This is a genomic window from Gilliamella sp. M0364, from assembly GCF_016100565.1.
Lineage (GTDB): Bacteria > Pseudomonadota > Gammaproteobacteria > Enterobacterales > Orbaceae > Gilliamella > Gilliamella apis.
Map to the genome: position 1 here is coordinate 1 of NZ_JACFSF010000001.1, position 25029 is coordinate 25029.

The window sequence follows — 25029 nt, forward strand, 5'->3', positions numbered from 1 at the left end:
CGTGACCACTTGCGTGGTCGCCGCGGGAGATTGTAAAGAGGGTTCGCGCCAACCCTCTTAACTCGGACGTAATCACCGTATAGAATTAGCCGCAAAACAACAAAACGTCCGAAACTCAAAGAATAAAAAATTTTGAGGAAAGGGGTTTTTAAAGCCTAAAAATCCCTCTAAAGTTTCTTCGAAATAGGTTTTAAGGGCGTAATTAAGACGTAATATTACATTAACTTTTACAAAAGTTAACAATTAAACCGTCTAAAAAAGTTGCATGGTTTTTCCCAATCACTATACTTTTATAGCATATCGATATAAATGAATAAATTTTATACCGCTGGAGCTGAATCTTTAAATAAATAATTAAATTAAATTGACAAGGATATCGGGTATGAATTATAATTTCCAACATGTAACCTACCAAACCTGTAATTTAAATTCCTTAAAATTAAGCTTAGATAGTTTATTTCTTCACTGTGGTTTATTTTTTCAGCAATTTCGACAAAATTTCTCAAATCTCCTTGGTTTAGCCTTTTTATCTCGACAGATTGTTTTCGCATTAACCGTGGTTGTTTTACTGTTTATCTCTTTTTCTAATCATGCGTTAACCGCTAAAACGATCTATATTATTCAAGGTTCAGCGCCTTATTTAACTTTCGACGGTGGTCAAACCCGAGCGACAAATACCGAAGCGCTACTCGGGATATACCTTTCTGATGGAAGAACATTTACTTCCACAACCCATGCTTCGTGGCGTGATCCTATCGTTTTACCTGTTGCTGGTCAGAGTTTTGCAGATATTGGTATGTTTGTACCAACGGATACTAATTTTATTGAATTAAGTTCACTTATTGGCCCGCCCTATAATTATTGGGGGGATGATGATGGCGATGGCCAAGGAGTTAATGGTGTCATCGCTACCGGTAGTTTAAGGTTATCTATTGTCGATAAAAATAATCGGCTTGTATCACGCAATACCGTGTTAACAATTTGTAATGCTCCTTATAGATTAACCTTATCTAATACTGAAGGTACATTAAAAACACGTTATGGTGTACCTAACGAAAGTCTTTTTAGTGCAAATTTTTATGAACGTCAGATCACTTATTATATTAATCCTAAGGCAACGCCAGTAGTTTGTTTTGCAAAACCTAGCTTGATATTCGGAGGTACAGATTATTCTCCTGATAATTATGCTGGCCCTGCTAACATATGGGATATTTATGATGGGTTTCGTGTTCAGTCAGTTACGCCATCGTCTTATGGTTTAAACTTTCCGACTACAGGTGCGAATAAATTGAGTTTTATTTTAGATATAGGTGGGAATCAAAAGAACTTATATTGGGAGCCCGTTTCGCATGGTGGTATTACGGCGACGATGACATCTGCAACGAACACTAGTGTTCGTGTCACTTTAACTGGTCCGGCTGTTACCGACGCTTCGCAATGGGAATCAGACAATCCAACTCGTATCGATAGGATATCTTTACCACAGGTATTTGAGTTAGTTGGTCGTGATAGCTTGGGTAATGTCATCGTCAAGTATGGTTTTGTGTTACAGCAGTGGTTCGTTAGTCGTGGTCCTCGTGTTGACACTAATTCAAGTACAACATCGTGGTGTAGAAAAATTGGTGATTATCGGCTGCCTAAGGTAATGGATTTAACCAACGCGACTTGTCAGTCTGAAAGGGACACTTGTAACGGTGCTGTCGGTGCTACACCATCGTCATCTAGTAATAATTACCGACGTCGAATTGGCGCCGGATTCTTCACGGAGTGGGGGAGCATGGGGGACTACAGTAACACATCTTTCTACCGCTGGAATTATTGGACGGCTGATAAAAAAGATAATACCCACTTTCAGGTTAACGCGTACAATGGTCAAGTATTTAGCTTCCCAGGTAGAGACGCGTACGGGATGTGCGTCTATCCTTAGTACTTATTTATTAGTTCTTAGCCTTGGGTTGTAGAGTTAGATATATGAAAAAACGTTAGGACGTTAAAGAATAATTGCTTAGCTAAGGAAGCAGGCTGACAAAGTGTGCGATAAACAACGATTTTGTGGCGCGACATTAGCAATGTACTGACAACTGAGAGAGTTTAGCATGGCAAACAGGGATGTTTGGTAAGGCTGTGTTTTGTCAGGAACAAATCACCGCCGGTGCGTTAAAAGCGAACGAAGGTGGAAGGCAGTCACATCGTGACCACTTGCGTGGTCGCCGCGGGAGATGGTAAAGAGGGTTCTCGCCAACCCTCTTTACTCGGACGTAATCGCCGAATAGAAATAACCGCAAAACAGCAAACGACCGAAACTCAAAGAACCAAAAAAATTTGAGGAAAGGGGGTTTTGAAACTTAAATTCCTACTTATTGCTAACCCTTTTTTTTAACTTAAAATAAAGTTCTTAAAAATCAATACGTTGAAAAATGACTCAAAAAAAGGGTTTTTAATAGTAAAATTGCGCTTTGCCTTTTTACCAACAACATTTATAGTATATCCGGCTCTAGTTCACTGCCGTATAGGTAGCTTAGAAAATCTGGCGCCAGTTGCTAAACAAATTTTAACAGTTCACTGCCGTATAGGTAGCTTAGAAATTGAAACAACATAAATAAACCGCCGAATGTTATTCACTACCGTGTAGGTAGATTTAAATTTTAAGCCATTACATTATGTTGACGAAAAAGATTGAAGATCATGTCAAATATGCCTTTTTGACAAGGATATTTATGTTCTAAAACAATTAATAGATAATGTATAAATACTTAACGTCAAAAAACTAGTCACGTAATGACCAGCTAGTTTCGCTGTCGATGGCGAAAACTAGTGGGGTGTATAATCCCTTATCCAAAGAAATATCCTTTGTACTAAAATCCCCTCAGAAATTATTTAAACCTCTAAACGTTAGTGAGCTAAAACAATTCAGTGTGACAAAAAGTTGAGAAAAAGAGAGCATGAAATCTTTGATATTGCTAATCATCAGCCCATCGCATATATTACATAAAATATTTACGTCTCTAAAAAGAATAGTCATGACACAAAATATCGATTTAAACGAAATAGATAAGTTTGCAAAACTAGCTTCGCAATGGTGGGATCCCAATGGTCAATGCAAACCATTGCATATTATTAATCCATTACGCGTGGATTATATAAAACAACAATCCGGTGATCTAAATGGAAAACATGTATTAGATGTTGGCTGTGGCGGTGGTATTTTGTCAGAGAGTCTAGCTAAACTAGCTGCTAATGTAACTGCAATTGATCTTGCTGAAGAATCATTAGCAGTGGCAAAATTACATGCCGAGCAAAATGGCTTAGATATAAACTACCAGAATCAAACCGTAGAGCAGCATGCTGAACAATTCCCCGCACACTATGATGTTATTACTTGTATGGAAATGTTAGAACATGTTCCAGACCCGTTTTCAATCATTCAGGCTTGTGCGAAATTGCTTAAGCCTAATGGACAACTCTATTTATCGACCATTAATCGTAATCATAAAGCAAAATTAATGTTGATTTATGGCGCGGAATATATTGCACGCTTAGTGCCGAAAGGTACTCATGATTTTAATCGCTTTATTCGTCCTTCTGAATTAATGACTTGGGTTGAACACGCTAATTTGACTGTCAAAGGAATAATTGGTATGGAGTATCATTTGCTCAGTAATCAATTTCGCTTAGGTAAAAACGTTGATGTCAATTACATCTTAATGGCACAAAAAAGCGATGGCGAGTAACAGAGATTAGTTTGCGCTATACTTATCTGCTGAAATATAAATATAAAATTTTACTGGTCTTTTATATTAAAAGTGAGTAGAATACATCGGCAATATTTTATCAACAATTCAACTCAATGGTGAATATTGTCATGTCTCGTATAGTTAAAGAAGCCCTCACGTTCGATGATGTTTTATTAGTTCCAGCCCATTCAACTGTTTTACCTAACACTGCTGATATTACAACTCAACTGACGCAAACCATTAAATTAAATATTCCAATGTTATCTGCGGCAATGGATACCGTTACCGAAGCCGAACTTGCTATTGCTCTTGCTCAAGAAGGTGGCATTGGTTTTATTCATAAAAATATGCCAATTGAAGTTCAGGCAGAACATGTAAAGCGCGTTAAAAAACATGAAAGCGGCATAGTACAAGACCCAGTATCGGTACTACCAACGGCGAGTATTAAACAAGTGATTGACCTAGCTAAAGAGTATGGTTTTGCCGGCTTTCCAGTTGTAACTGAATCGCAAGAATTGGTTGGTATTATTACTGCTCGTGATGTTCGATTTGCTACTGATTTATCACTATCTGTTACAGCGGTGATGACGCCTAAAGAACGCTTAGTTACTGTTAAAGAAGGTGAATTTCGGGAAAGTGTTTTGAAAAAAATGCATGAACACCGTGTTGAAAAAGTATTAGTTGTTGATGATCGTTTCCACTTAAAAGGCATGATAACAGTCAAAGACTACAATAAAGCCGAGCAAAAACCAAATGCTTGTAAAGATGAAAAAGGTCGTTTACGAGTGGGCGCTGCTGTTGGCGCAGGAGCAGGTAATGAAGAACGTATTGCTGCATTGGTAGAAGCTGGTGTTGATGTATTACTTATCGATTCATCACATGGTCATTCAGAAGGTGTTCTTGAACGTATTCGCCAAACAAGACAAGCTTATCCAAACTTGCAAATTGTTGGTGGTAATGTGGCAACCGGTGAAGGTGCTAAAGCTCTTATTGATGCCGGAGTAAGCGCAGTCAAAGTCGGTATTGGACCAGGCTCAATTTGTACTACACGTATTGTTACTGGGGTAGGAGTACCACAAATTAGTGCGATTATGGATGCTGTTGAGGTAGCTAAACAGCATAATATTCCTGTTATTGCTGATGGCGGTATTCGTTTTTCAGGTGATATCGCTAAAGCAATTGCCGCTGGTGCATCTTGTGTTATGGTTGGTTCAATGTTTGCTGGTACTGAAGAAGCACCCGGCGAAATTGAATTATTCCAAGGTCGTGCCTATAAATCTTATCGTGGTATGGGATCATTAGGGGCAATGGCAAAAGGATCATCTGATCGTTATTTCCAATCTGATAATGCTGCTGACAAGTTAGTACCAGAAGGTATTGAAGGTCGAATTGCATATAAAGGCTTATTAAAAGAAATTATCCATCAACAAATGGGTGGTTTACGTTCATGTATGGGATTAACTGGCTGTGGAACTATCGATGAACTTCGCACTAAATCGAAGTTTTATCGCATAACTGGTGCGGGTATGAAAGAGAGTCATGTTCATGATGTTCTTATCACCAAAGAGCCACCTAACTATCGAGCTGGCTAATAAGTATGATTTAGAAGGGATTGAATACAATCCCTTTTTTTATTTATATCATTTGCATTCTGAAAATCTTAGGCGTATTTTTTTAAGAATTAAAACTATGCTTTAATAACCTAACTTAATAATAATATTTACAAAATTTAACAAATAAACAATTAAATACTATTGCTTAGATTTTTTTTATGACTATACTTCGAGTGTTTATAATAAACAATATTCGACGGATATTTAGCCGATAAAAATAAAATAAAACCAAAAAAATCATAGAATTACTTGACAGGAACGTCAAAATGCATTATAATTTACAACACCAAACACCAAACACCAAACCTGCCCAACTTCTCTTTTAAATTCGGTTAATTTAAATAATAAACTTATTTCTTTTCTTTTATTCATATTATGTTTTTTATTCATTAGTCAAAAAAGTCAAGCCATCACAACACATACCATAAATACTATTATCGGTAATAAACCGAGCGTTATTAATATAGAAGCTGCTGCCAAAAAACATGGCTTTACCTTAAATGGTGTTTTTTATAGTTCAAGTTCACATAATTTAAGTGATACGGATATCAATATATTTGAGGGTTTTACACAATTAAGTGATTTTATTATTAAAGACTATACTGTGGATGATTTAGATATTTCATCTAATTACGATGATGCTGACGGTGATAGCATCCGTAATAATATGCCATTTACCGTCGAACAGACGATTTATCATTGGTTTGATAATTATGGAGTGGAAATTCCTGATATTGATAAACATAATATAATAGGTTGTGCAAATTATGCCTTGCCTTTAACATTATCAATAGAAACTTTAGTAAAAACTTATTCTGAATATGGTAACCCGAATGAAAGTGAGGCAGTAACGATAACTAAACTATATAAAATCGCACCTATAGGTGATATATGTTATCTGAAGCCAAATTCAACTAAAGTTTTACCTTTAAAACAATGGCGTGGTGGTGATGCTCAAGGGACTCTGTATCCATGGCATACAGGTCCAATAAAACCAGATCCCGAAAATGGTGGTGGTTATAATGAAGATTTTATTGTTGATAAGGGTTTCAGAGCTAAGCCAATTGTTTCAAATAAACACTTTCCAACAACAGGTTTCCCAGGTGCTCAATTTCAATTAATAATGGATTATCCTCCCGATAATTATATCTATAGTGTACTAGTTAATCCTGGCAATGTAGCAACCGTAGATGAAACAGGTAATGTTCTTTTAAAATCTAAACCACCAGCAAGTAATGGTGATATTGTTATCCGAGCAACATTGAAGTTATCTCCTAATCAGCATTTTGATTATAAATTTAATCCGACATCCATTTGGATAGAACCTCAGGATGTAGGTAATCATACTTGGCAGGATGCCTTTAACCAATTTTGTGGAGGAGTTAATGGATTTCCATCCCGTAAAGATTATTCAAACTCACCTATAGTGAACGCAGGCCCAAATTGGCAACACAATGGTAAATGGAATTTTTCTACTCGGGCAATTAATCAAGGACTTTATCCTGAATGGGGGTATATAACGCGTCATACTTATCCAAATTCAAAATGGGAGTGGGATGACACTGCTTATTTTACTAAAGAGCCTAATAATGAAACGCAATACTTTATTGCTTATTTACATGATGGTGGAATATTACCTGTACCTCGTCCACCCGATGATTTACGAGGAAATGATGTTGCATCTATAGCTTGTTTAAAATAACATTTTGTTAAACTGAGTTATGATTTATCTACATCAACGCTTGACTGAATCCGTTTGACTTAAGTTGAGGCCTTTGACTTTTATTGGAATCGTTGGGAAATGGTAGCGCTAGGAAATTGTGAAATGTAATAGCATTTGTTAAACAATGAACTAACGCTACGCTGTAAAACAACAGAATTGATTATCGATGACTTTTCGGAAAGTATTTTTAATCTATAATTTGTTATTTTTTGTGATGACATAGATAGCTTATAGTTTAAAAGAACAGATTGAATCTTATCAAAATATATCTAATAACCCATATCTCAATAGAACTAGCCACCAAACTAACTACAAAACAACAAAACGTCCGAAACTCAAACAACCAAAAAAATTTGAGGAACGGGGTTTTTTGAAATCAAAATAGGGCTAAAAATAGGAGGTAAGGTTTTGGTGTGTTGGTACTTTTATTATTAATGTCTTGATTTTGAAGTATAATTTTTCATCAAACTTTACAAAAATTAACAATTAAACCGCCAAAAATAGTTGCATGGTTTTTTCCAATCACTATACTTTCAAACTTTATTTTTATAAAAGGATAACTTTTATAATTTTTGGTATAAAAGTATAAATTAATCATTAGTTTAATTGACAAGGACGTCAATATGCATTATAATCTTGCAACACATAACACCTGCTCAACCTATAATTTAATCTTTTTAAAGTTAAGTTCGTATCGTTTATTACTTAACGGTAGTTTGTTTTTTAAGCAAATTCGGCAAAATTTTTCAAAATTTCTTAGTTTAGCCTTTTTATCTCGGCCGATGGTTTTGGTATTAACCGTAGTTGTTTTACTTTCTATTTCTTTCGCTAATCATGCATTAACCGCTCAAACGACCAATATTATTTATGGTAATGCGCCATATTTAACGTTTGATGGTGGTCTTACACGCGTGACAAACACCAAAGCTCTACTTGGGATATCCCTTTCTAATGGAGATAAATATACTCCCGCAACTAATAATTCAAAAGATAATCCTATCGTTTTACCTGTTGCGGGTCAGAGTTTTGCTGATATCGATATGTTGGTGCCAACTGATACTGATTCTATTGCATTAAATTTACTTATCGGAGCACCTTATAATTATTGGGGTGATGATGATGGTGATGGTCAAGACCCTGATGGTATAACTGTTACAGGTAGTTTAAATTTATCTATTATTGATAGATTCAATAATCCTGTCACACGTAATACAGTGCTAACCATTTGTAATGGACCTTATAAGGTGAAATTGGCTAGTACCAACGGCACTTTATCTACCCGTTATGGCGTTCCTAAAGGTAGCGATTTTAATGCTAGTAATGCGACATATTATATTAATCCTAAGGCACCACCAGAGGTCTGTTTTGCAAAGCCGAACTTGCGATTAGGTACTCTTGTTAGAGTAACGGATTACCGAGGTCCTGCTACAATGTGGAATGAAAAGATGGGGTTCATTACACAGTCGAAAAATCCTTCGTCTTATGATTTGAATTTCCCTACTACAGGGGCCCATAATTTATACTTTGATCTAGATATAGGAGGTAATTATCGAGAATTATCTTGGCAGCCAGTTTCTCATGGTGGTATTACAGCTACTATGACGGAAGCAACAAATAAAAGTGTGCGGGTTAGCCTAAAGGGTCCATTTGCTAAAGATGAGCAATTGGATTCAAGTAATCCAAGTAGTTTGGAAACTATACTCAATCCGACATTACCACAGACATTTGAGTTAGTTGGTCGAGACAGTCAAAGTGGGGAAGAAGTCGTCAAATACGGTTTCCAGTTAAAGCAGTGGTTTGTCAATCGTGGAACTGAATCTTATACTAATAAAAGTGTATCGTCTTGGTGTAGTGATATTGGATACCGTATGCCTAAGGTCAAGGATTTGACTAACGCGATTTGTCAGGGGGTTAATACAGGTGGCAACATATGCAAGGGTGCAGTTGGTGCGACACCTTCATCAACTGGTAATCATTATCAGCGTAGAATTGGTGCCGGTTTCTTTTCGGAGTGGGGCGACTTAAAGGACTACGCTGATGCTGGTTTCAGATTCGGCTATTGGACTAGCGACCCTGGCCAAGCTAGTAATTATACTGAGTTTATCGTTTACGCCTATAGTGGCTACGCATCTAGTGGCTTTATATCCAATGGAGGTGATACTCGTTTTGGAGTTTGTGCCGCAGCACCTTTAAAGGATGATTAATTCAATAACCAAGCGAATTATGACGTGGATGGCTAAAGCAATGTTATGGCAACAACCATCCGCCCCAGCTGGGGCGGGGTTATTTTTGAGGCTTGGGATTTTTAAGATAAAAATTTTGAGGAACGGGGTTTTTGGGAAAGAAAAACCAGATGATTGTGCTATGATTTAGAGCATTATTCATCTGGTTTTATATTCAATAGATTAATTGTTTAATCTACTTTTTTATTTTATCGCTTTAGCGACAATTTGTTGTGCTTCTTGTTGTAAGGTTGCTAAATGCTCGTTACTTATAAAGCTTTCCGCATAAATTTTATAGGCATCTTCAGTACCAGACGGACGAGCGGCAAACCAACCGTTTTGCGTGATAACTTTTAAACCACCGATTGGTGCGTTATTCGCTGGTGCAGTAGTTAGGCATTGGGTAATTTCCTCACCGGCTAGTTTATTTGTAGTTAATTGGCTGGCATCGAGTTTGGCTAATTTTTGTTTTTCAGTAAATGATGCAGGCGCTTGAATTCGACCATAATAAGAAACACCAAATTTAGCTTCAAGCGCTTGGTATTGCTCTTGTGGGTTTTTGCCAGTTTTTGCTGTCATTTCAGCCGCTAATAGGCATAAGATGATACCATCTTTATCCGTTGCCCAAACTTTGCCATTAGTTCTTAAGAATGATCCGCCAGCGCTTTCTTCACCAGCAAAACCTAGTTTACCGTGATAAAGTCCATCAGCATACCATTTAAAACCGACAGGATATTCAAGATATTTTTTGTTTAAGCTATTAGCTACACGGTCGATCATTGAGCTAGTGACTAGCGTTTTACCAATAGCGATATTTTGATGCCACTGTGGACGATTTTGAAATAAATAGTTTACGCAAGTTGAAAGGTAAGCATTTGGGTTCATTAATCCTTTCGGTGTGACAATGCCGTGACGGTCAGCATCAGTATCGTTACCAAAAGCTAAATCAAATTTATCTTTAAGGTTTAATAAACCGGCCATCGCCCAGCGACTTGAACAGTCCATACGGATCACTTGATCATGATCAAGATGCATAAAGCTAAATGTTGGGTCAATTTTATTATTGACGATTTCAAGGTTTATGCCGTACTTTTCAGCAATACGAGGCCAATAGGTAATACATGCACCGCCAAGGGGATCAACTCCAATTTTTAGCGATGATGACTTGATTAATGATAGATCTAAAATATTTTCAAGATCGTTGACATAATCAGTTTCATATTCTTTAGTATGTACAAAGTCTGATTTTAGCGCTTTTTCTAAGCTGACACGTTTAACGCCATTAAGGTTGTTTCTTAGCAGTTCATTAGCACGGTTTTCGATTTGTTTGGTAATATCAGTATCGGCAGGACCACCATTAGTTGGATTGTATTTTATACCGCCATCTTCAGGTGGATTATGTGAAGGGGTAATTACAATACCATCAGCTAATTGAGATTGTTTATCCTGATTATAAGTCAATATCGCATGCGATATTACTGGTGTTGGTGTGTACCCCCAATTTTGTGCTATAACCACGGTTTGTTCATTAGCCACAAAGACTTCAAGCACTGATTTTAATGCAAGTTCAGATAAAGCATGAGTATCTTGGCCAATAAAACATGGTCCAGTGATATTGTTTGTTTTGCGATACTCGGCTACCGCTTGGGCAATTGCTAATATGTGTGCTTCGTTGAAGGTGGCTTTATTTGAGCTGCCACGATGACCTGATGTACCAAAAATAACTAATTGGCTAGCATTATCAACATCTGGTTGAATTTGATAATAGTTATTTTGTAATGTTTGGATATTAATTAGGTCAGATGGTTGAGCTAATAATCCCGCACGGCTTGACTTAGCCATTTTTTACTCCTCTTTCATAACTTTATTTTAATATTCACTTTTATAATCATTATGTTAGTGAATTGTTATATAGTCTACGGTAAAAAGGCATGGATAACTTGATTAATCATGCTTTCTGAAATACCCATGTCACTCATAATCGATTCAATAATATATAGTTTTCGCGCTGTATTCGTATTACTAATTACCCAATATGGGGTACCAACAATTTCTCTTGGTTTGGTGTTTTTTCCCGAAGTTTCTAAGGATTGTTTGTCTTTAGCTAGGTATTGCCGTTTACTGCCATGTAGTGACGTTGCTGCAATTGAAAATAGTGCCGGGTTGTAGTTATATAGCGCGCCAAGTAGTAATAAAAAACGGCTTATGATCGATTTTTCATTTGAGAAAGTGTCGCTAGTAAGGAGATCATTAAAAATTGGGTAATGATTTTGTTTGGCTAATATAGGATCAGCTTTAGTCATTTCAGGTTGGTTAAAGTTTAATAAACGTCGCAAAATACTTGATGCATCTTCACCAATATGTTTAGTTTGACCTGCAATAAATTGATAAAGTTCTTCGTCGATTTCGATAGTTTTCATTCTGTTACTTTGCCTATTAAATTATTGTACTGGACAACCATTAACTGGAATGGTGTCAAAATTTAAACTTTTAGTTGGTCTGTCTTGTAAACAATCTGGTTTAGATTGATGTGTGACGGTTTCATTTTTTATCGTCGTTTGCTGATTTTCATCATGACAGGCCGTTATCATAACTGATAATAGTAAAGGAAAAAATAACCGTTTCATGTACTTATTGTATGGTAGATTAACAATTGAGCTGAGTATAACTCAAGTTAGCCAAAAATTGTATTATCTAATGATAAAATAATGAAAATGATATTGTTGTTTTTCAAAAAGAATATTATTCTAAACAAGGTATAAAAATATACTCAAATTATATGAGGAATAAATTATGAAAAAAATCGTCACATTAACTATTCTAGCAGCAATTTTATCTGGATGTAGTAATAGTGATATCTATTCTGGCGATGTTTATACAGCAGACCAAGCAAAACAAGTTCAGCAAGTAAGTTATGGTACAGTTGTATCGGTAAGGGCAGTTAAGATTCAAGCAAATTCAAATGGTAAAGACGGTGGAAATGTTGCTGGTCCTTTAGGTGGCGCGGTAATTGGTGGCGTTTTAGGTAATACAATAGGTAATGGTACTGGTCAAATCTTAGCCGCAGCAACAGGTGCTATTGGTGGTGCGATTTTAGGCGATGCGATTGAAAACAAGTCTAGTCAAGCTGATGCAGTTGAGTTAGAAATTAAACCAGAAAATGGTTCTAACTTTGTTATCGTTCAAAAAGGTGATGTTAAACAGTTTTATGCTGGTCAAAATGTTAAATTAATTACTAATGGTCAACGTATCAATGCCGCACCAAGATATAGTGGTAAATAATATCTGAGCTATTTCAAATCTATCATTCAAATCTTGTTAGTTTTATCTGAATTTGCTTTCACTTATACTTGTTATCAGTGAAAGCTTTTTTCTATTTTAATTATCTTATTTGCTATTTTATCCTCATCAGCTAATTGATTATTTTGTCGACATAAAAATTTGCCTGTCTAATCACAAATCGCTAAACTCAAACTAAATGTTTTAATAGAAATAAGGAACTATATAGTAATGCGTATATTACATACAATGATCCGAGTCGGGGATTTAAAACGATCAATTGATTTCTATTCTCGAGTTATGGGAATGACACTACTTCGAACCAGTGAAAACCCGGAATATCAATATTCACTGGCTTTTGTCGGTTATGGTGATGAGTCAACCAATTCAGTAATTGAATTAACTTATAATTGGGGAACTGAAAAATATGATCACGGTACTGCTTTTGGTCATATTGCTATTGGTGTTGATGATGTTGCTAAAATGTGTGAGGATGTTCGTCAAGCTGGTGGTCGAGTTACCCGTGAAGCAGGTCCAGTTAAAGGTGGTAAAACGATTATTGCTTTTATTGAAGATCCCGATGGTTATAAAATAGAGTTAATTCAAAATAGCCAAGCGACTAAAGCATTAGGCAATTAATTCAGTTATTTTAATTTTTACTATCGCCGAGTGATCGGCGATATTGGTTATTAAAATTTAGTTAATATTTGGCCGCCAATAGATCGGTTAATAGTTGGTGATGGGCTATGGCTTGTTTGCTTTGTTCAAGACTAGCACTAGTCATAATGGCATTTAATGCAGTTAATGATTCATCAAAATCATCGTTGATAATTACATAATCATATTCATTGTAATGTGAAATTTCAGATTGAGCTTTATGCATTCTTTTGCTGATCACCTGAGCATCATCTTGACCACGTTTGATGAGTCGATTTTCAAGTTCTTTGAGTGATGGCGGTAAGATAAAAATACTTTTTGATTCAGGCATTTGTTGTCTAACTTGTTCGGCACCTTGCCAGTCAATATCTAAAAAAACATTAATACCTTGCAATAGAGATTGCTCAATTTCGGCTTTAGATGTTCCATAATAGTGATCGAATACATGGGCATATTCGACGAAAGCGTTCTGCTTAATTAATGATTCAAACTCTTGATTATCAACAAAATAGTAATGTTCACCTTGTTGTTCACCAGGTCTTGGTTTTCTTGTCGTATGAGAAATTGAAACTTTTGCTGGATGGTGGTTTTTTTGTGCTAAATAGGCACGAATAAGACTTGATTTACCAGCACCACTTGGCGCTGAGATAATGAATAAAGTACCCGTATACATAAATAATATTACCGTTTTTTAATAAGATAATGAGTGATTTTTATTGTCACAAAGAGTCGATAGGCGCTATTATAGCAAAATTTGCTTATTGTATGTGGCTTATTGTTATATATAGATTTTATTATTAGCGATCAATCATATAACGAATAATACGGCAGTGAAATTGAATCAACATTATTACAATTATTAAATATATTAGATAGCAGTTTATGTCATTAAGGAAAGGAAAATGTCTTTAACATTTAAAGATGGTGTACATGCGTGTATTCCAACTTTATTGGGTTATATTGGAATAGGTATTGCCGCTGGTGTTGTGGGTAAAGCGTCTAACTTATCGGTATTAGAAGTGACACTCATGGCAATTATTATTTATGCGGGCGCATCACAATTTATCATCACCGGTTTAATGATGGTAGCAACGCCAATATCTGCGGTTATTTTCACGGTGTTTTTAGTTAATTCGCGGCATTTTTTGATGAGTATGGCGACTGCGCCGGCATTTCGTCGTTTCTCATTATTGAATAATATTGGTATTGGCAGTCTATTAACTGATGAAAGTTTTGCGGTTGCCATGAATGCTATTGCTAATAAACAACCCGTAAATCCAGCCTGGATGCATGGCCTAAATTTAACCGCTTATGCTGCTTGGATTCTATCATGTTTAGTTGGGGCATTGATTGGTGAATGGTTACCCAATCCAGCACAATTTGGATTAGATTATGCTTTAGTGGCGATGTTTATTGGTTTACTTTATTTACAGCTAACAGCTGATAAATCTAAAACACTTTTAAATCGTGTTATTGTAATTTTGACAGTCAGTGTAATATTGATTTTTTTATTACGTTTTGTCTCATCCGAGATGGCGATATTATTTAGTACTTTTGCCGGTTGCTTTATGGGGATTATTGTGGAGCGTAAAGCATGAGTATTTATAGTCTATTAATCATTTTGGGTAGTGGTTTGGTGACTTGGTTACCTCGGGTTATCCCTTTCTTATTAGTCAGAAAATTGCAATTGCCTGAAGTGGTAATTCGTTTTTTATCCTATGTACCTATTTGTATCTTAACCGCACTATTTGTCGAGAATCTCTTTATAGTTAAACAAGGTGAATTTCCTAGTCTTAATTTTGAATATTGCTTAGCTGCGCTGCCAACTATTGGTGTTGCTGTTTTGACTCGCAACTTAATGTGGGTGGTTATTGCTGGAATGAGTAGTATGGCATTAATTCGCTATTTTATTATCTAAACAGATTATCTATTCAAACAAAAACAGGGCAATTGCCCTGTTTACTATTTAATATTTTTTAGGTTCTTTCTTTTTGTTGTAATTTTAGAATACTTTTATTCAACTTTTCCGCTTCGGTTGTTTGGCCTAATTGATTTAAATAGTTGGCCATTGCTTTTTGGTTGGCTAGGTTATTAACAATAACTTTTGGTTGTTGTTTCCACCATTTTATCAAAGCAAGTGGATCACTATTGGTTGATAATTGTTTGATACGGCCAATATAGGCTGCTTGTCTAAACTGATCAAGTTGAGAGTCTGGATAAGCTTTAGTTTTATACATGATTGGTAATAAATCAATAACTGATTGATAATCTTCCGTTTCATAATAGAGTTGATCGGCTAATCTCAATATTTCAACATTACGCGGTTTTTCGTTTAATAATTTTTCAATTGTGATTTTAGCTGCACTGTATTCATGATTTTTGAGTTGTAGACGAATTTGTACCAGTTGAAAAGCAAATAACTCTTTTGGTTGGCAACATTTTGCCGCTTCGGCTAAAGATTGATTGGCGGCGATTAATTGGTCTGCATCAATTTGTGCTTGAGCTGCAAGTAAATAAGATAAAGTAGAGCTTTTTGCACCTTTGGCACTTTTCATAAATAGTTTAGCGGCTTGTTGATAATCACCTTGTAAAAGGTAAAATTGTGCTTGTTCAACACGTTTAATTGATTTCTTCGGTGATTTTAATCTTAACCATTCACCAAAAGCAGTTTTTGAGTTAAAGACTTTTTTACCTATTTCATAAACTAAATACAGGACAAGCAATCCCAACAATTGTAGTATGACAAATGAGTTAAAAGACATACTTATTCTATATTTAGCAACTTCAAATATCGCTGAACCTTGATTGCCTTCAAGAATAGGGCCAAGAAAAAATCCACCGACTAATACTAAGAAAATAATGAGTATTTTTAACATTATTATTCTCCTACTTACCTAATGCTGATTTGACTCGAGTTTGCATTAATTTTTCAAGTTCAATAATGCTGTCGAGTTTATCGGGGATGTTTTGATTACTAATCGATTGTTTTTGTAAACTATCAAGATCATTTAAGAACAATTTAACCGCTGATGCATTACCATCGAAATAAGCATTAATCCAAGTCGAAGCATCATGTAAAGCACGTTGATATATGAGTTCTTGATGTCTTGGTACTGCCTGCGCCGCAATTAATAACCGGAAACGAATATTTTCACGAAGATACAGAGTCTGTTCTAAACTTAAAGGTGTTTTTAAAATCTGGCATCTGACAATTTGCTTTTCATCATTACCTGCCTTATCGAGACAAGTGGCAAAATGGTTATCTTTTGCATCTAATTTTTCAATTTTGATAAATTTGTCCATAAATTTTTCCGCATTGACAAGTAAATTGTCTGACCAATCATCTATTGATGAGCTAACTTGATCTTCAGCTAAGTTTGATGACGGTTTATTATTTGTTGAAACCTCATTTGCGGTTTTAATTTCATTTTGGTTAACTGCCTGTGCAGCTTCTTTATAATTACCGACTAAAGGTAAGTCGGTTAATGATTCAGATAAACCTAATAGTTTAATAATAATCCCATCTTCATCAATAAAACTGATTTGTGATAAGGCATTAATATCTTTGCTAATGGCTTGTCTTGCGGTTAATAGACTTGGATCATTGGTTTTGGCCAAACTTTCATCAGCACTTTTCAATAATAAACGGGCACTGGTATAATCTTGGTCATTCCAAATTTTTCTACCCGCAAGGTGGACTAAATAGTTAGCCTGTGAGATTAACCAAACATTATTATCAAGGGTGGATAGGGCAGATAAACGTTCATTAATCGTATTCAAATTTTGTTCGTTTAACTTTGTTGCATCATTAATTTGTATGGTTAATTGTTGTTGAATTTTTTGGTTTTCATTTAATTGGCGATCAACACGCTGTGATAGAGATGTAAACTGTTGGTTTTGTTGATTGACGGCATCATTAATATTAGTTTGCAAATCATTAATTATGCTAGCTTTAGTATTTTGCTTTAAGTTTGCAACTTCTGTTTGTAAGGTGGAAATTTTTCGCTTTTGATTTTCAATTTGTTTATATCCTTGGAAATAAACAAATCCACTTAAGCAAACTGTTAATGCTATGGCAAGTATTGACAGTTTTGATACAGGTGCGTGGGATTTACTACTATTAACCGATGAATTGGTAACCGATGAATTGGTTGGTTGTTCGATTTTTGGACTAGAAGTTTTTTTGATTGGTTCTTTTTTATCTACGTTCATCGTCGTTTTCGCTTCTTTGTTTGCATTAGGTATTGGCGGTTGACTAAATGAAGTGGTGCTGATGTTGGATAGTGTTGCATTGGCACCATAATATTTTGTTGACATAAATTAACCCCATTTAGATTTTTTAAATATTTTTGGCATTATGACATAGAGTTATCATTGTTTTAAATAAAAATTGATTATTTGCACTAACAATTTTTAAAACTTTTTGCCAATTTAACTGTTTAGCTTTTGCAAAAATTCTCTCACTGGTTACGATTAGTTGTGCATCACTTTTATGTTTATTTTGGCAGTAAATATCCAGTTGTAATAGGTGATCAACACTCGTAATTAATATGATTTGTTGGGTAATATTTTCGGCTAATATGTTTGGTTTATAAGTAATAGTTTGACGAGTATAACATGCAATTGTTTTCACATTAACTGTTTGTAACTTTAGCTGCTGAGATAATTGTTGACCGCCTTTATCCCCACAAAGAATTAACGCATTATGACCACTTATTGCTTGTTGATTTAATAATGATAATAATCCGGCACTATTTTCTTCATTAGGGTAATCAACATGAACGCTATTTTGTTGACTAAATAGTTCGGCAGATTTTTTGCCAATGGCAAAATAGCGAAGGTGATTAGGTAACCTGAGATTAGGTAGATGTTGTTCAATCATATAAGTGACTTGTGGTGAAACAATAATAACCATATCACCTCGATTGAGGTTATCCAATTGTTGCTGTAAATACCCCAGATCTTGACCAGCTAAGATATTAAAAAAAGGTAGATGTTTTGCTGGTATATTGGCTTGATTTAATAATAGGGTTAAATTATCCCCTTCGGGGGAAGGGCGAGTAATATAAATCATTAGTTATTTAGTTCCGCTAATATTTTATCAGCGCCTTTAGCTAATAATTTTGCTGCCAATTTTTCGCCTAAGCTCTCGGCTTCTGTAGCTGCTCCTGTTACGCTAACTTTAATAATTGTTGAACCATCTAGACTGCCAACTAAACCAGTTAAGGTTAATAAATTGTTAGTTAAAAGACTTTGACAGGCAATAGGCACTTGGCAACCGCCTTGTAATGCCTGATTCATTGCTCTTTCAGCTTGTATACATATTCGGCTATGTTTATCATCAAGTGGCGCAAGTAATTGCAAAATTGTTTCATCATTAATTCGAGTTTCGATACCAATGGCACCTTGGCCTACCGCAGGTAAAATTAAGTCAGTATCAATGTATTGTTTGATTCGCTCTTGTAACCCTAGTCGTTTTAAACCGACAGCAGCTAGAATAATGCCATCATATTCTTGGTTATCCAATTTGGCTAAACGGGTACCAACATTACCACGTAAATCTTTGATGATTAAATGTGGATATTTAGCCCGTAATTGACATTGACGTCTTAAACTTGAGGTGCCAATGATAGCTCCATCAGGTAAATCATCTAAACATTGATATTGATTTGATATAAATGCATCACGAACATCATCACGTTGACAGATTGTGGCAAGCGTTAATTCTGTAGGAAATTGAGCTGGAATGTCCTTGATAGAATGAACGGCAATGTCAGCTTCATTATCTATTATGGCTTGTTCTAATTGTTTGACAAATAATCCTTTACCGCCGATTTTCGATAGCGGACTGTCCAATAGTACATCACCTTTAGTTACCATTGGGATTAGTTCAACGGTTAAATCTTGGTGGATTGTCATTAATTGTTGTTTAACAAAGTTAGCTTGCCAAAGGGCTAAGGGACTTTTTCTTGTTGCGATGCGGATTTTCAATGATGCTCCCTATCTTCCGAACTTTAAATATTTTTGTTGTTATAAGTCATTCAACATAAATTGGTTAACCTAAAACTCATTATATTTGAGCTTTAGGCTGCAACACTCATTTTGTCATTTATAGTTCATCAACAAAATTAATGGCAAAACCAATGTAATTTGCTGGGGTTAGCTGTTTTAAACGAGTTTTTTCATGTTCAGGTAACGCTAACGAATCGATAAATTGTTGCATTCCTTGTGCATCGACACGTTTACCTCGCGTTAATTCTTTTAATTTTTCGTATGGTTTTTCGATACCATAACGACGCATCACTGTTTGAATTGGTTCGGCTAATACTTCCCAATTGCGGTTAAGTTCATCAAGTAGATGCTCTTGATTAACTTCAAGTTTATTTAGACCTTTGAGTGTTGATTGATAAGCAATAATCGCATAACCAATACCTACACCAAGATTACGTAATACTGTTGAGTCGGTTAAATCTCGTTGCCAACGAGAAATAGGTAATTTACTACCAAGATGACTCATGATTGCATTAGCAAGGCCCAAGTTGCCTTCTGAATTTTCAAAATCAATTGGGTTTACTTTATGTGGCATAGTTGAAGAGCCAATTTCACCAGCAACGGTTTTCTGTTTAAAATGATTTAGAGCGATATACCCCCAAACATCACGATCAAAGTCGATCATAATGGTATTAAAACGGGCAATGCAATCAAAATATTCTGCAATATAATCATGTGGTTCAATCTGGGTAGTATATGGATTCCATTGTAATCCTAATGAAGTTACAAATTCCTCACTAAATTTATGCCAATTGATTTGTGGGTAAGCAACCATATGCGCATTATAATTACCTGTAGCGCCATTAATTTTACCAAGAATTTCAATTGACTCTAATTGTTTGAGTTGTCTCTTTAGTCGATAAACAACATTGGCAAACTCTTTACCGATGGTGGAAGGTGTAGCTGGTTGTCCATGTGTTCTTGATAATAATGGTAAGTCACGATAAGTCTTAGCTTGGGTGGTGATGGTTGCAATTAATTTGTTCCAGTAAGGGATAAGAACTGTGTCTCTGGCTGTTTTTAACATTAAAGCATAAGATAGATTGTTGATATCTTCTGATGTGCAGGCGAAGTGGATAAATTCATTAATAGCTTGCAGTTCTTCGTTAGTGTTAACTTTTTCTTTTAAGAAATACTCAACAGCTTTAACATCGTGATTGGTTGTTCTTTCGATTGTTTTGATGCGCATTGCATCTTGTTCATTAAAGTTGTCAACAATTTCATTCAGGTGCTTGTTAGCTTGCTCACTTAGTGTTGGTACCTCAAGAATATCTGCTTGATTAGCGAGTTTTTGTAGCCATCGAACTTCAACTTGCACACGATATTTTAATAAACCATATTCACTAAAAATGGTGCGTAATTCTGTTGTTTTGTCACCATAACGACCATCAATTGGTGATAGGGCGGTAAGAGCAGATAATTCCATCGGTTTTACTCCGTTGCTATTTTTTAAATTTAATAACTTTGTTGATTAATATCTTTTAATAATTCTTGTGCTGCATTACATATTCGTTTACGACCCAGCAAAATTTGCCAGCGACTACCACCAACTTGATACCATAAAATGGCAGAACGAACACAACCTAGTAGTGAAGCTCTAACTTTGGCTTGCACCAATGAATTTTGTAAATACTCCGCTTTACCTACTACTTTGATTTTGGTTGATAGAGGACTGATAATATCCGAATAGATTCCCGCTAATGAATAAGAGAGATCATCAACATGATTACTGATTGTCTCTTGATTCATATCTGAATAAAGTCCAGATATCCGTTGCAAACGTTGATCTATTTTACCTAATGCATCGTTATTTTTTAAAAGTTTGCTGGTGACACTTAATGCACCAAACAAATAACGGATGATTTCAACTTGTTGCTTTTGATTGGATGATAGTAGTGAGATAAGTGTTTCTAGGCCTGTTTTAATATTGGTAATACCATCATAAACATCATCAGTGGTTTTTGGCGATGTATTGAATATGCTTTTAATTGCTATTTGATAAAGCGTATTGTTACAAACCCCTGTATTAGCAAGTTGGGGAATAAGTGACGCACTTTGTGTTACGCCGGCAAGGGCTATTGCAATATGATGATATTTACTATTCATTTTAATGCTCCTTACTGCTTACAATTCGTTCCTCAATAATACCGCCACCAAGGCAGACTTCATCTTGATAGAATACCGCTGATTGTCCAGGTGTTACTGCTGCAACAGGTTGTTCAAACATTACTTGAATTTTATCTTGGTCTAATGGTGTGACACTACAAACAATATCTTGTTGACGATAACGCGTTTTTACTGTGCATTGAAAAGGTTTGGTCACAACTTTACGATCAACCCAGTGTAGTTGTTGAGCAATTAATCCATCTGAAAACAAAGCTGGATGATCATGACCTTGGGCAACAATTAATTCATTATTTTTTATGTCTTTGTCAACAACATACCATGGCGTATCATCGGCTTGTTTTAGACCACCTATGCCAAGTCCTTTACGTTGTCCTAATGTGTGATACATTAGCCCTTGATGTTGGCCGATAACTTCACCGTCTACAGTCCGAATCACGCCTGATTGTGCCGGTAAGTAACGAGCTAAAAAATCACTAAATTTTCGTTCACCAATAAAACAGATCCCGGTTGAGTCTTTTTTAGCTGCGGTTGCTAGGCCTAGTTTTTCGGCGATTTTTCGTACTTGTGGTTTTTCTAGTTCACCAACAGGAAATAAGCTTTGTCTAATTTGATCTTTACTCAGCGTATATAAAAAATAACTTTGGTCTTTATTGTTATCTATACCGCGCAGTAATTCGACTTTGCTTCCATTTTCTCGCTTGCGAACATAATGGCCAGTAGCGATATAATCAGCACCAAGATCTTCGGCTGCATATTCGAGAAAAGCTTTAAATTTGATCTCTTTATTGCATAAAATATCAGGATTAGGTGTTCTGCCTGCTTTATATTCGGATAAAAAATGTTCGAATACGTTATCCCAGTATTCGGCAGCAAAATTAATTGTGTGTAATTTGATGTTTAATTTGTCACATACTGCTTGCGCATCAGCTAAATCGATCGCTGCTGAACAATATTCTTCTGTGTCATCTTCTTCCCAATTTTTCATAAATAAACCAACAACATCGTAACCTTGTTGTTGTAATAAATAAGCAGAAACAGAAGAGTCTACGCCGCCAGACATGCCGACAACGACTTTTTTTCGAGTGTTTATATTTGGCATAATAACTAAATCAATGGGCAAAAATTTTGTGATAATTTTAGCATAATTATGATGAAAAGTGTAAGGCTATGCAAAAGAGGGATAAGGGTTTGACTAACAAATTTTTATTAGTAGTTGTCTGCTGATATCTATTCGCAGAAAAAAATTAATTATAGTTCCAAACTCCATTGATAATATCAATGGAGTTAAATTTAAAGATAGCATTATTATGGTGATCTTAATTAAGATCTTTCAGTAAATAGACCACATGGCCGATTATTTTAAAATCGTGTTGTTCTTTTTTGTCAACCACAATAGCTGGATATTTAGGGTTATCTGAAATTAAAACTAAGTTAGCACCTTGATTTTGAATACGCTTGATACTTATATGATCATCATACTGTACCGCATAAAGAAAACCATCAATAGGTTTAGCGTTAGCTTTATTGATAATAAGAATATCATGATTTGATATGGTTGGTTCCATACTGTCACCCTTAGCCCAAACAGCGATTAGATTATCAACTTCACAACTGTGATGTTTGATTAAGGTGATATCAAATGGGATTGTTTCTAAAACTGAAAATGCACTATTTGTTTCATTGAGATGATGAAATGGAATATCAATAGAACCTTTACCTTGGCTTTCTGGAAGTAAACGACATTCGCCTTTTCCTGTTGCAAGCCACTCGATTGGTACATCACATTTCTGAGCTATGGTTGCCAATCTATTTAGCGATGGATAGGTCTTTCCACATAAATAATCTCGTATTACTGCTTCTGACATTCCTACTTTTTTTGCAAAAGCGTTACCTGAAAGACCTTCTAAAACAATAGTTAATCGATTTTTAAAATTTATAACTCCTGTACTGGTCAATGTTCGTGTTTTTTCCTGTTCTGACTGTTTTTTTACTTTGTTTTCCATTGTTTTTCATTCCATTTCTAGATATTTTTTTGTTTTTATTATTTTAATTCGTTTTTTTATATGCTATTCTTTGCAGGTAACTTGTTATCGCTTTAGTCGCGTAATACCGATAATCTTTACAATAGCAAAAAATTTAACCAATAGAGGATCTCATAATGAGAGAACAAGATCAAGACTGGACACCATCAAGAGTTGTAGGTGAGATTAAAATCCGAGGCGGAAATTTAAGAGCTCTTTCTCGTTCAAGTGGTTTACAGGCTGATACTTTACGTAATGCACTATATCGACATTGTCCTAAATATGAACGTATTATCTCTGAATATTTACAAGTGCCTGTTGAGCAAATTTGGCCATCTAGATACGAAAAGAAGGGTAAAAAATAAGTTACAATTGTACTACTGAGTAGAAAAAGACGCCTAAAATAGGCGTCTTACGTTTTATTTCTTAGCTTGTTCTGCCGCTTTAACGATTGCTGCAAAAGCATCGACTTTTAATGAAGCTCCACCAACTAAAGCACCATCAATATCTGGTTGGGTAAATAGTTCAGCTGCATTTTTATCATTAACTGAGCCACCATATTGAATAATTACTTGTTTAGCTACAGCTGCATCTTGTTTTGCGATATGATCACGGATAAATTTGTGAACAGCTTGTGCTTGTGCTGGAGTTGCAGATTTACCTGTACCGATTGCCCAAACAGGTTCATAAGCAATTACTGCGCCATTAAATGCTTGTACACCTAATGCATTAATAACAGCATCAATTTGACGAGCACATACTGCTTGAGTTTGGCCAGCTTCGTTTTCAGCTTCAGTCTCACCAATACAAAGTACTGGTACTAGACCTGCTTCTTTTAATACACCAAATTTTTGGGCAATAAATTCATCAGATTCTTTGTGATAAGTACGACGTTCAGAATGTCCAATAATGACGTGAGTTACGCCGATTTCTTTTAACATAGTTGCTGATACTTCACCAGTATAAGCACCTGAAAGATGAATACCGACATCTTGAGCACCTAAAAGAATGTTTGAGCCACCTAATTGATGTGCTACAAAATCTAAATAAACGCTAGGCGGTGCAATTGCAATGCCACAGTTAGCGTCTGTTGATAGCTCATTTCTTAATCCTGCGACCAAGTCTTTTGCCATACTGATACTACCATTGAGTTTCCAGTTACCCATAACGAGAGGTTTTCGCATATTTTTCTCCAACTTAAAATTTAAAAAGGTGTTGATTTCAGAATGAATTAGTTATAATACTACTTATTATACACCAAATAAATTGAGCTTGAGGAAAAATATGTCATTAGAAATATTGAATCAATTAGAAACTAGAATTCAACATACTGTTAACACCATTAATACATTGCAACAAGAGATTGCTAGATTAAAGCAAGGTAATCAAGAACTTGAGCAATTAATTAATGATAGTTCTGATGAAATGAAAGCATTACGTGATGAAAATGAAAAACTAAAACAAGATCAACAAATTTGGCAGCAACGGATTCAAACTCTTTTAAGTAAAATTGGTGAAATCACCCAGTAAACGACTCAATCTATCTTAAACGCGACTTATGTCGCGTTTCTTTTATGACTAACCTAAATGTGAAAATTAAAT

Annotated in this window: 25 protein-coding genes; 12 read left to right on the forward strand and 13 right to left on the reverse strand. The window is 35.4% G+C overall.

Going from position 1 to position 25029, the window contains the following annotated elements; translation table 11 throughout:
* The first annotated feature begins 382 nt into the window (after positions 1-382).
* The 6 genes from H3U96_RS00005 (at position 383) to H3U96_RS00025 (ending at position 9274) form a co-directional block, all read left to right on the forward strand.
* Positions 383-1927 (forward strand): hypothetical protein, encoded by a 1545-nt coding sequence (locus tag H3U96_RS00005; protein ID WP_198195229.1) that lies wholly within the window; start codon positions 383-385, stop codon positions 1925-1927.
* Positions 1928-2191: 264 nt separating this feature from the next.
* The gene (locus tag H3U96_RS11290) at positions 2192-2326 is read left to right on the forward strand and encodes a hypothetical protein (RefSeq protein ID WP_255545793.1); all 135 of its coding nucleotides are present in this window, start codon (positions 2192-2194) and stop codon (positions 2324-2326) included.
* A 616-nt stretch (positions 2327-2942) separates the two neighbouring features.
* On the forward strand, positions 2943-3731 hold the full coding sequence (ubiG, locus tag H3U96_RS00010) for a bifunctional 2-polyprenyl-6-hydroxyphenol methylase/3-demethylubiquinol 3-O-methyltransferase UbiG (protein ID WP_198195230.1): 789 nt from the start codon (positions 2943-2945) through the stop codon (positions 3729-3731).
* A gap of 131 nt (positions 3732-3862) precedes the next feature.
* A complete protein-coding gene (gene guaB, locus H3U96_RS00015) occupies positions 3863-5326 on the forward strand; it encodes an IMP dehydrogenase (RefSeq protein ID WP_198195231.1) in 1464 nt (487 codons plus the stop codon).
* Between the two features lie 625 nt (positions 5327-5951).
* Positions 5952-7049: a hypothetical protein gene (locus H3U96_RS00020; protein WP_198195232.1), complete on the forward strand. Its 1098-nt coding sequence runs from the start codon at positions 5952-5954 to the stop codon at positions 7047-7049.
* Positions 7050-7693: 644 nt separating this feature from the next.
* Positions 7694-9274, forward strand: a complete 1581-nt coding sequence (locus H3U96_RS00025) for a hypothetical protein (protein ID WP_198195233.1) — start codon at positions 7694-7696, stop codon at positions 9272-9274.
* A gap of 222 nt (positions 9275-9496) precedes the next feature.
* Here the strand turns inward: H3U96_RS00025 and pgm are convergent, their stop codons facing one another.
* The 3 genes from pgm to H3U96_RS00040 all read right to left on the reverse strand — a co-directional run bounded on the left by pgm (position 9497) and on the right by H3U96_RS00040 (position 11919).
* Entirely contained in the window at positions 9497-11134 is a 1638-nt protein-coding gene (gene pgm / locus H3U96_RS00030; RefSeq protein ID WP_034903334.1) for a phosphoglucomutase (alpha-D-glucose-1,6-bisphosphate-dependent), read from the reverse strand.
* A 74-nt stretch (positions 11135-11208) separates the two neighbouring features.
* A complete protein-coding gene (locus tag H3U96_RS00035; protein WP_065651022.1) occupies positions 11209-11712 on the reverse strand; it encodes a hypothetical protein in 504 nt (167 codons plus the stop codon).
* A 21-nt stretch (positions 11713-11733) separates the two neighbouring features.
* Positions 11734-11919, reverse strand: coding sequence for a hypothetical protein (locus H3U96_RS00040; RefSeq protein ID WP_034903340.1), 186 nt, complete (start codon positions 11917-11919; stop codon positions 11734-11736).
* Positions 11920-12085: 166 nt separating this feature from the next.
* Between H3U96_RS00040 and H3U96_RS00045 the strand changes: the two genes are divergently transcribed.
* Positions 12086-12574 carry a glycine zipper 2TM domain-containing protein gene (locus H3U96_RS00045; protein ID WP_207463560.1) on the forward strand — a complete coding sequence of 163 codons (489 nt, stop codon included), beginning with the start codon at positions 12086-12088 and terminating at the stop codon, positions 12572-12574.
* Between the two features lie 228 nt (positions 12575-12802).
* The gene (gene gloA, locus H3U96_RS00050) at positions 12803-13210 is read left to right on the forward strand and encodes a lactoylglutathione lyase (protein WP_198195234.1); all 408 of its coding nucleotides are present in this window, start codon (positions 12803-12805) and stop codon (positions 13208-13210) included.
* A 61-nt stretch (positions 13211-13271) separates the two neighbouring features.
* Here the strand turns inward: gloA and gmk are convergent, their stop codons facing one another.
* A complete protein-coding gene (gene gmk / locus H3U96_RS00055; protein WP_034903349.1) occupies positions 13272-13901 on the reverse strand; it encodes a guanylate kinase in 630 nt (209 codons plus the stop codon).
* Between the two features lie 229 nt (positions 13902-14130).
* Here gmk and H3U96_RS00060 point away from each other — a divergent pair, with 229 nt between their 5' ends.
* A complete protein-coding gene (locus H3U96_RS00060; RefSeq protein WP_065578975.1) occupies positions 14131-14826 on the forward strand; it encodes an AzlC family ABC transporter permease in 696 nt (231 codons plus the stop codon).
* Positions 14823-15146 (forward strand): AzlD domain-containing protein, encoded by a 324-nt coding sequence (locus H3U96_RS00065; protein ID WP_065578974.1) that lies wholly within the window; start codon positions 14823-14825, stop codon positions 15144-15146. The genes H3U96_RS00060 and H3U96_RS00065 overlap by 4 nt, the downstream gene beginning before the upstream one ends.
* Before the next feature lie 58 nt (positions 15147-15204).
* On the opposite strand, the gene H3U96_RS00070 is transcribed toward H3U96_RS00065, so the two are convergent.
* The 8 genes from H3U96_RS00070 to H3U96_RS00105 form a co-directional block, all read right to left on the reverse strand.
* A complete protein-coding gene (locus tag H3U96_RS00070; RefSeq protein WP_198195235.1) occupies positions 15205-16104 on the reverse strand; it encodes a heme biosynthesis HemY N-terminal domain-containing protein in 900 nt (299 codons plus the stop codon).
* Between the two features lie 10 nt (positions 16105-16114).
* Positions 16115-17545 (reverse strand): uroporphyrinogen-III C-methyltransferase, encoded by a 1431-nt coding sequence (locus H3U96_RS00075; RefSeq protein WP_198195236.1) that lies wholly within the window; start codon positions 17543-17545, stop codon positions 16115-16117.
* A gap of 22 nt (positions 17546-17567) precedes the next feature.
* Positions 17568-18302 carry a uroporphyrinogen-III synthase gene (locus tag H3U96_RS00080; protein WP_086354274.1) on the reverse strand — a complete coding sequence of 245 codons (735 nt, stop codon included), beginning with the start codon at positions 18300-18302 and terminating at the stop codon, positions 17568-17570.
* Positions 18302-19219 carry a hydroxymethylbilane synthase gene (gene hemC / locus H3U96_RS00085; RefSeq protein WP_198195237.1) on the reverse strand — a complete coding sequence of 306 codons (918 nt, stop codon included), beginning with the start codon at positions 19217-19219 and terminating at the stop codon, positions 18302-18304. The genes H3U96_RS00080 and hemC overlap by 1 nt, the downstream gene beginning before the upstream one ends.
* A 118-nt stretch (positions 19220-19337) precedes the next feature.
* Positions 19338-20705, reverse strand: coding sequence for an adenylosuccinate lyase (gene purB, locus H3U96_RS00090; protein WP_198195238.1), 1368 nt, complete (start codon positions 20703-20705; stop codon positions 19338-19340).
* 29 nt (positions 20706-20734) lie between these two features.
* Positions 20735-21385, reverse strand: coding sequence for a high frequency lysogenization protein HflD (gene hflD, locus H3U96_RS00095; protein WP_034902253.1), 651 nt, complete (start codon positions 21383-21385; stop codon positions 20735-20737).
* Between the two features lies 1 nt (position 21386).
* Positions 21387-22505, reverse strand: coding sequence for a tRNA 2-thiouridine(34) synthase MnmA (gene mnmA, locus H3U96_RS00100; protein ID WP_086360647.1), 1119 nt, complete (start codon positions 22503-22505; stop codon positions 21387-21389).
* 217 nt (positions 22506-22722) lie between these two features.
* Positions 22723-23409, reverse strand: a complete 687-nt coding sequence (locus H3U96_RS00105; protein ID WP_065578966.1) for a LexA family transcriptional regulator — start codon at positions 23407-23409, stop codon at positions 22723-22725.
* A gap of 155 nt (positions 23410-23564) precedes the next feature.
* Between H3U96_RS00105 and H3U96_RS00110 the strand changes: the two genes are divergently transcribed.
* The gene (locus H3U96_RS00110) at positions 23565-23792 is read left to right on the forward strand and encodes a helix-turn-helix domain-containing protein (protein ID WP_065578965.1); all 228 of its coding nucleotides are present in this window, start codon (positions 23565-23567) and stop codon (positions 23790-23792) included.
* Between the two features lie 54 nt (positions 23793-23846).
* Here the strand turns inward: H3U96_RS00110 and tpiA are convergent, their stop codons facing one another.
* Positions 23847-24611: a triose-phosphate isomerase gene (gene tpiA / locus H3U96_RS00115; RefSeq protein WP_034902247.1), complete on the reverse strand. Its 765-nt coding sequence runs from the start codon at positions 24609-24611 to the stop codon at positions 23847-23849.
* Positions 24612-24711: 100 nt separating this feature from the next.
* Here tpiA and zapB point away from each other — a divergent pair, with 100 nt between their 5' ends.
* The gene (zapB, locus tag H3U96_RS00120) at positions 24712-24957 is read left to right on the forward strand and encodes a cell division protein ZapB (RefSeq protein WP_034902244.1); all 246 of its coding nucleotides are present in this window, start codon (positions 24712-24714) and stop codon (positions 24955-24957) included.
* Positions 24958-25029 lie beyond the last annotated feature (72 nt).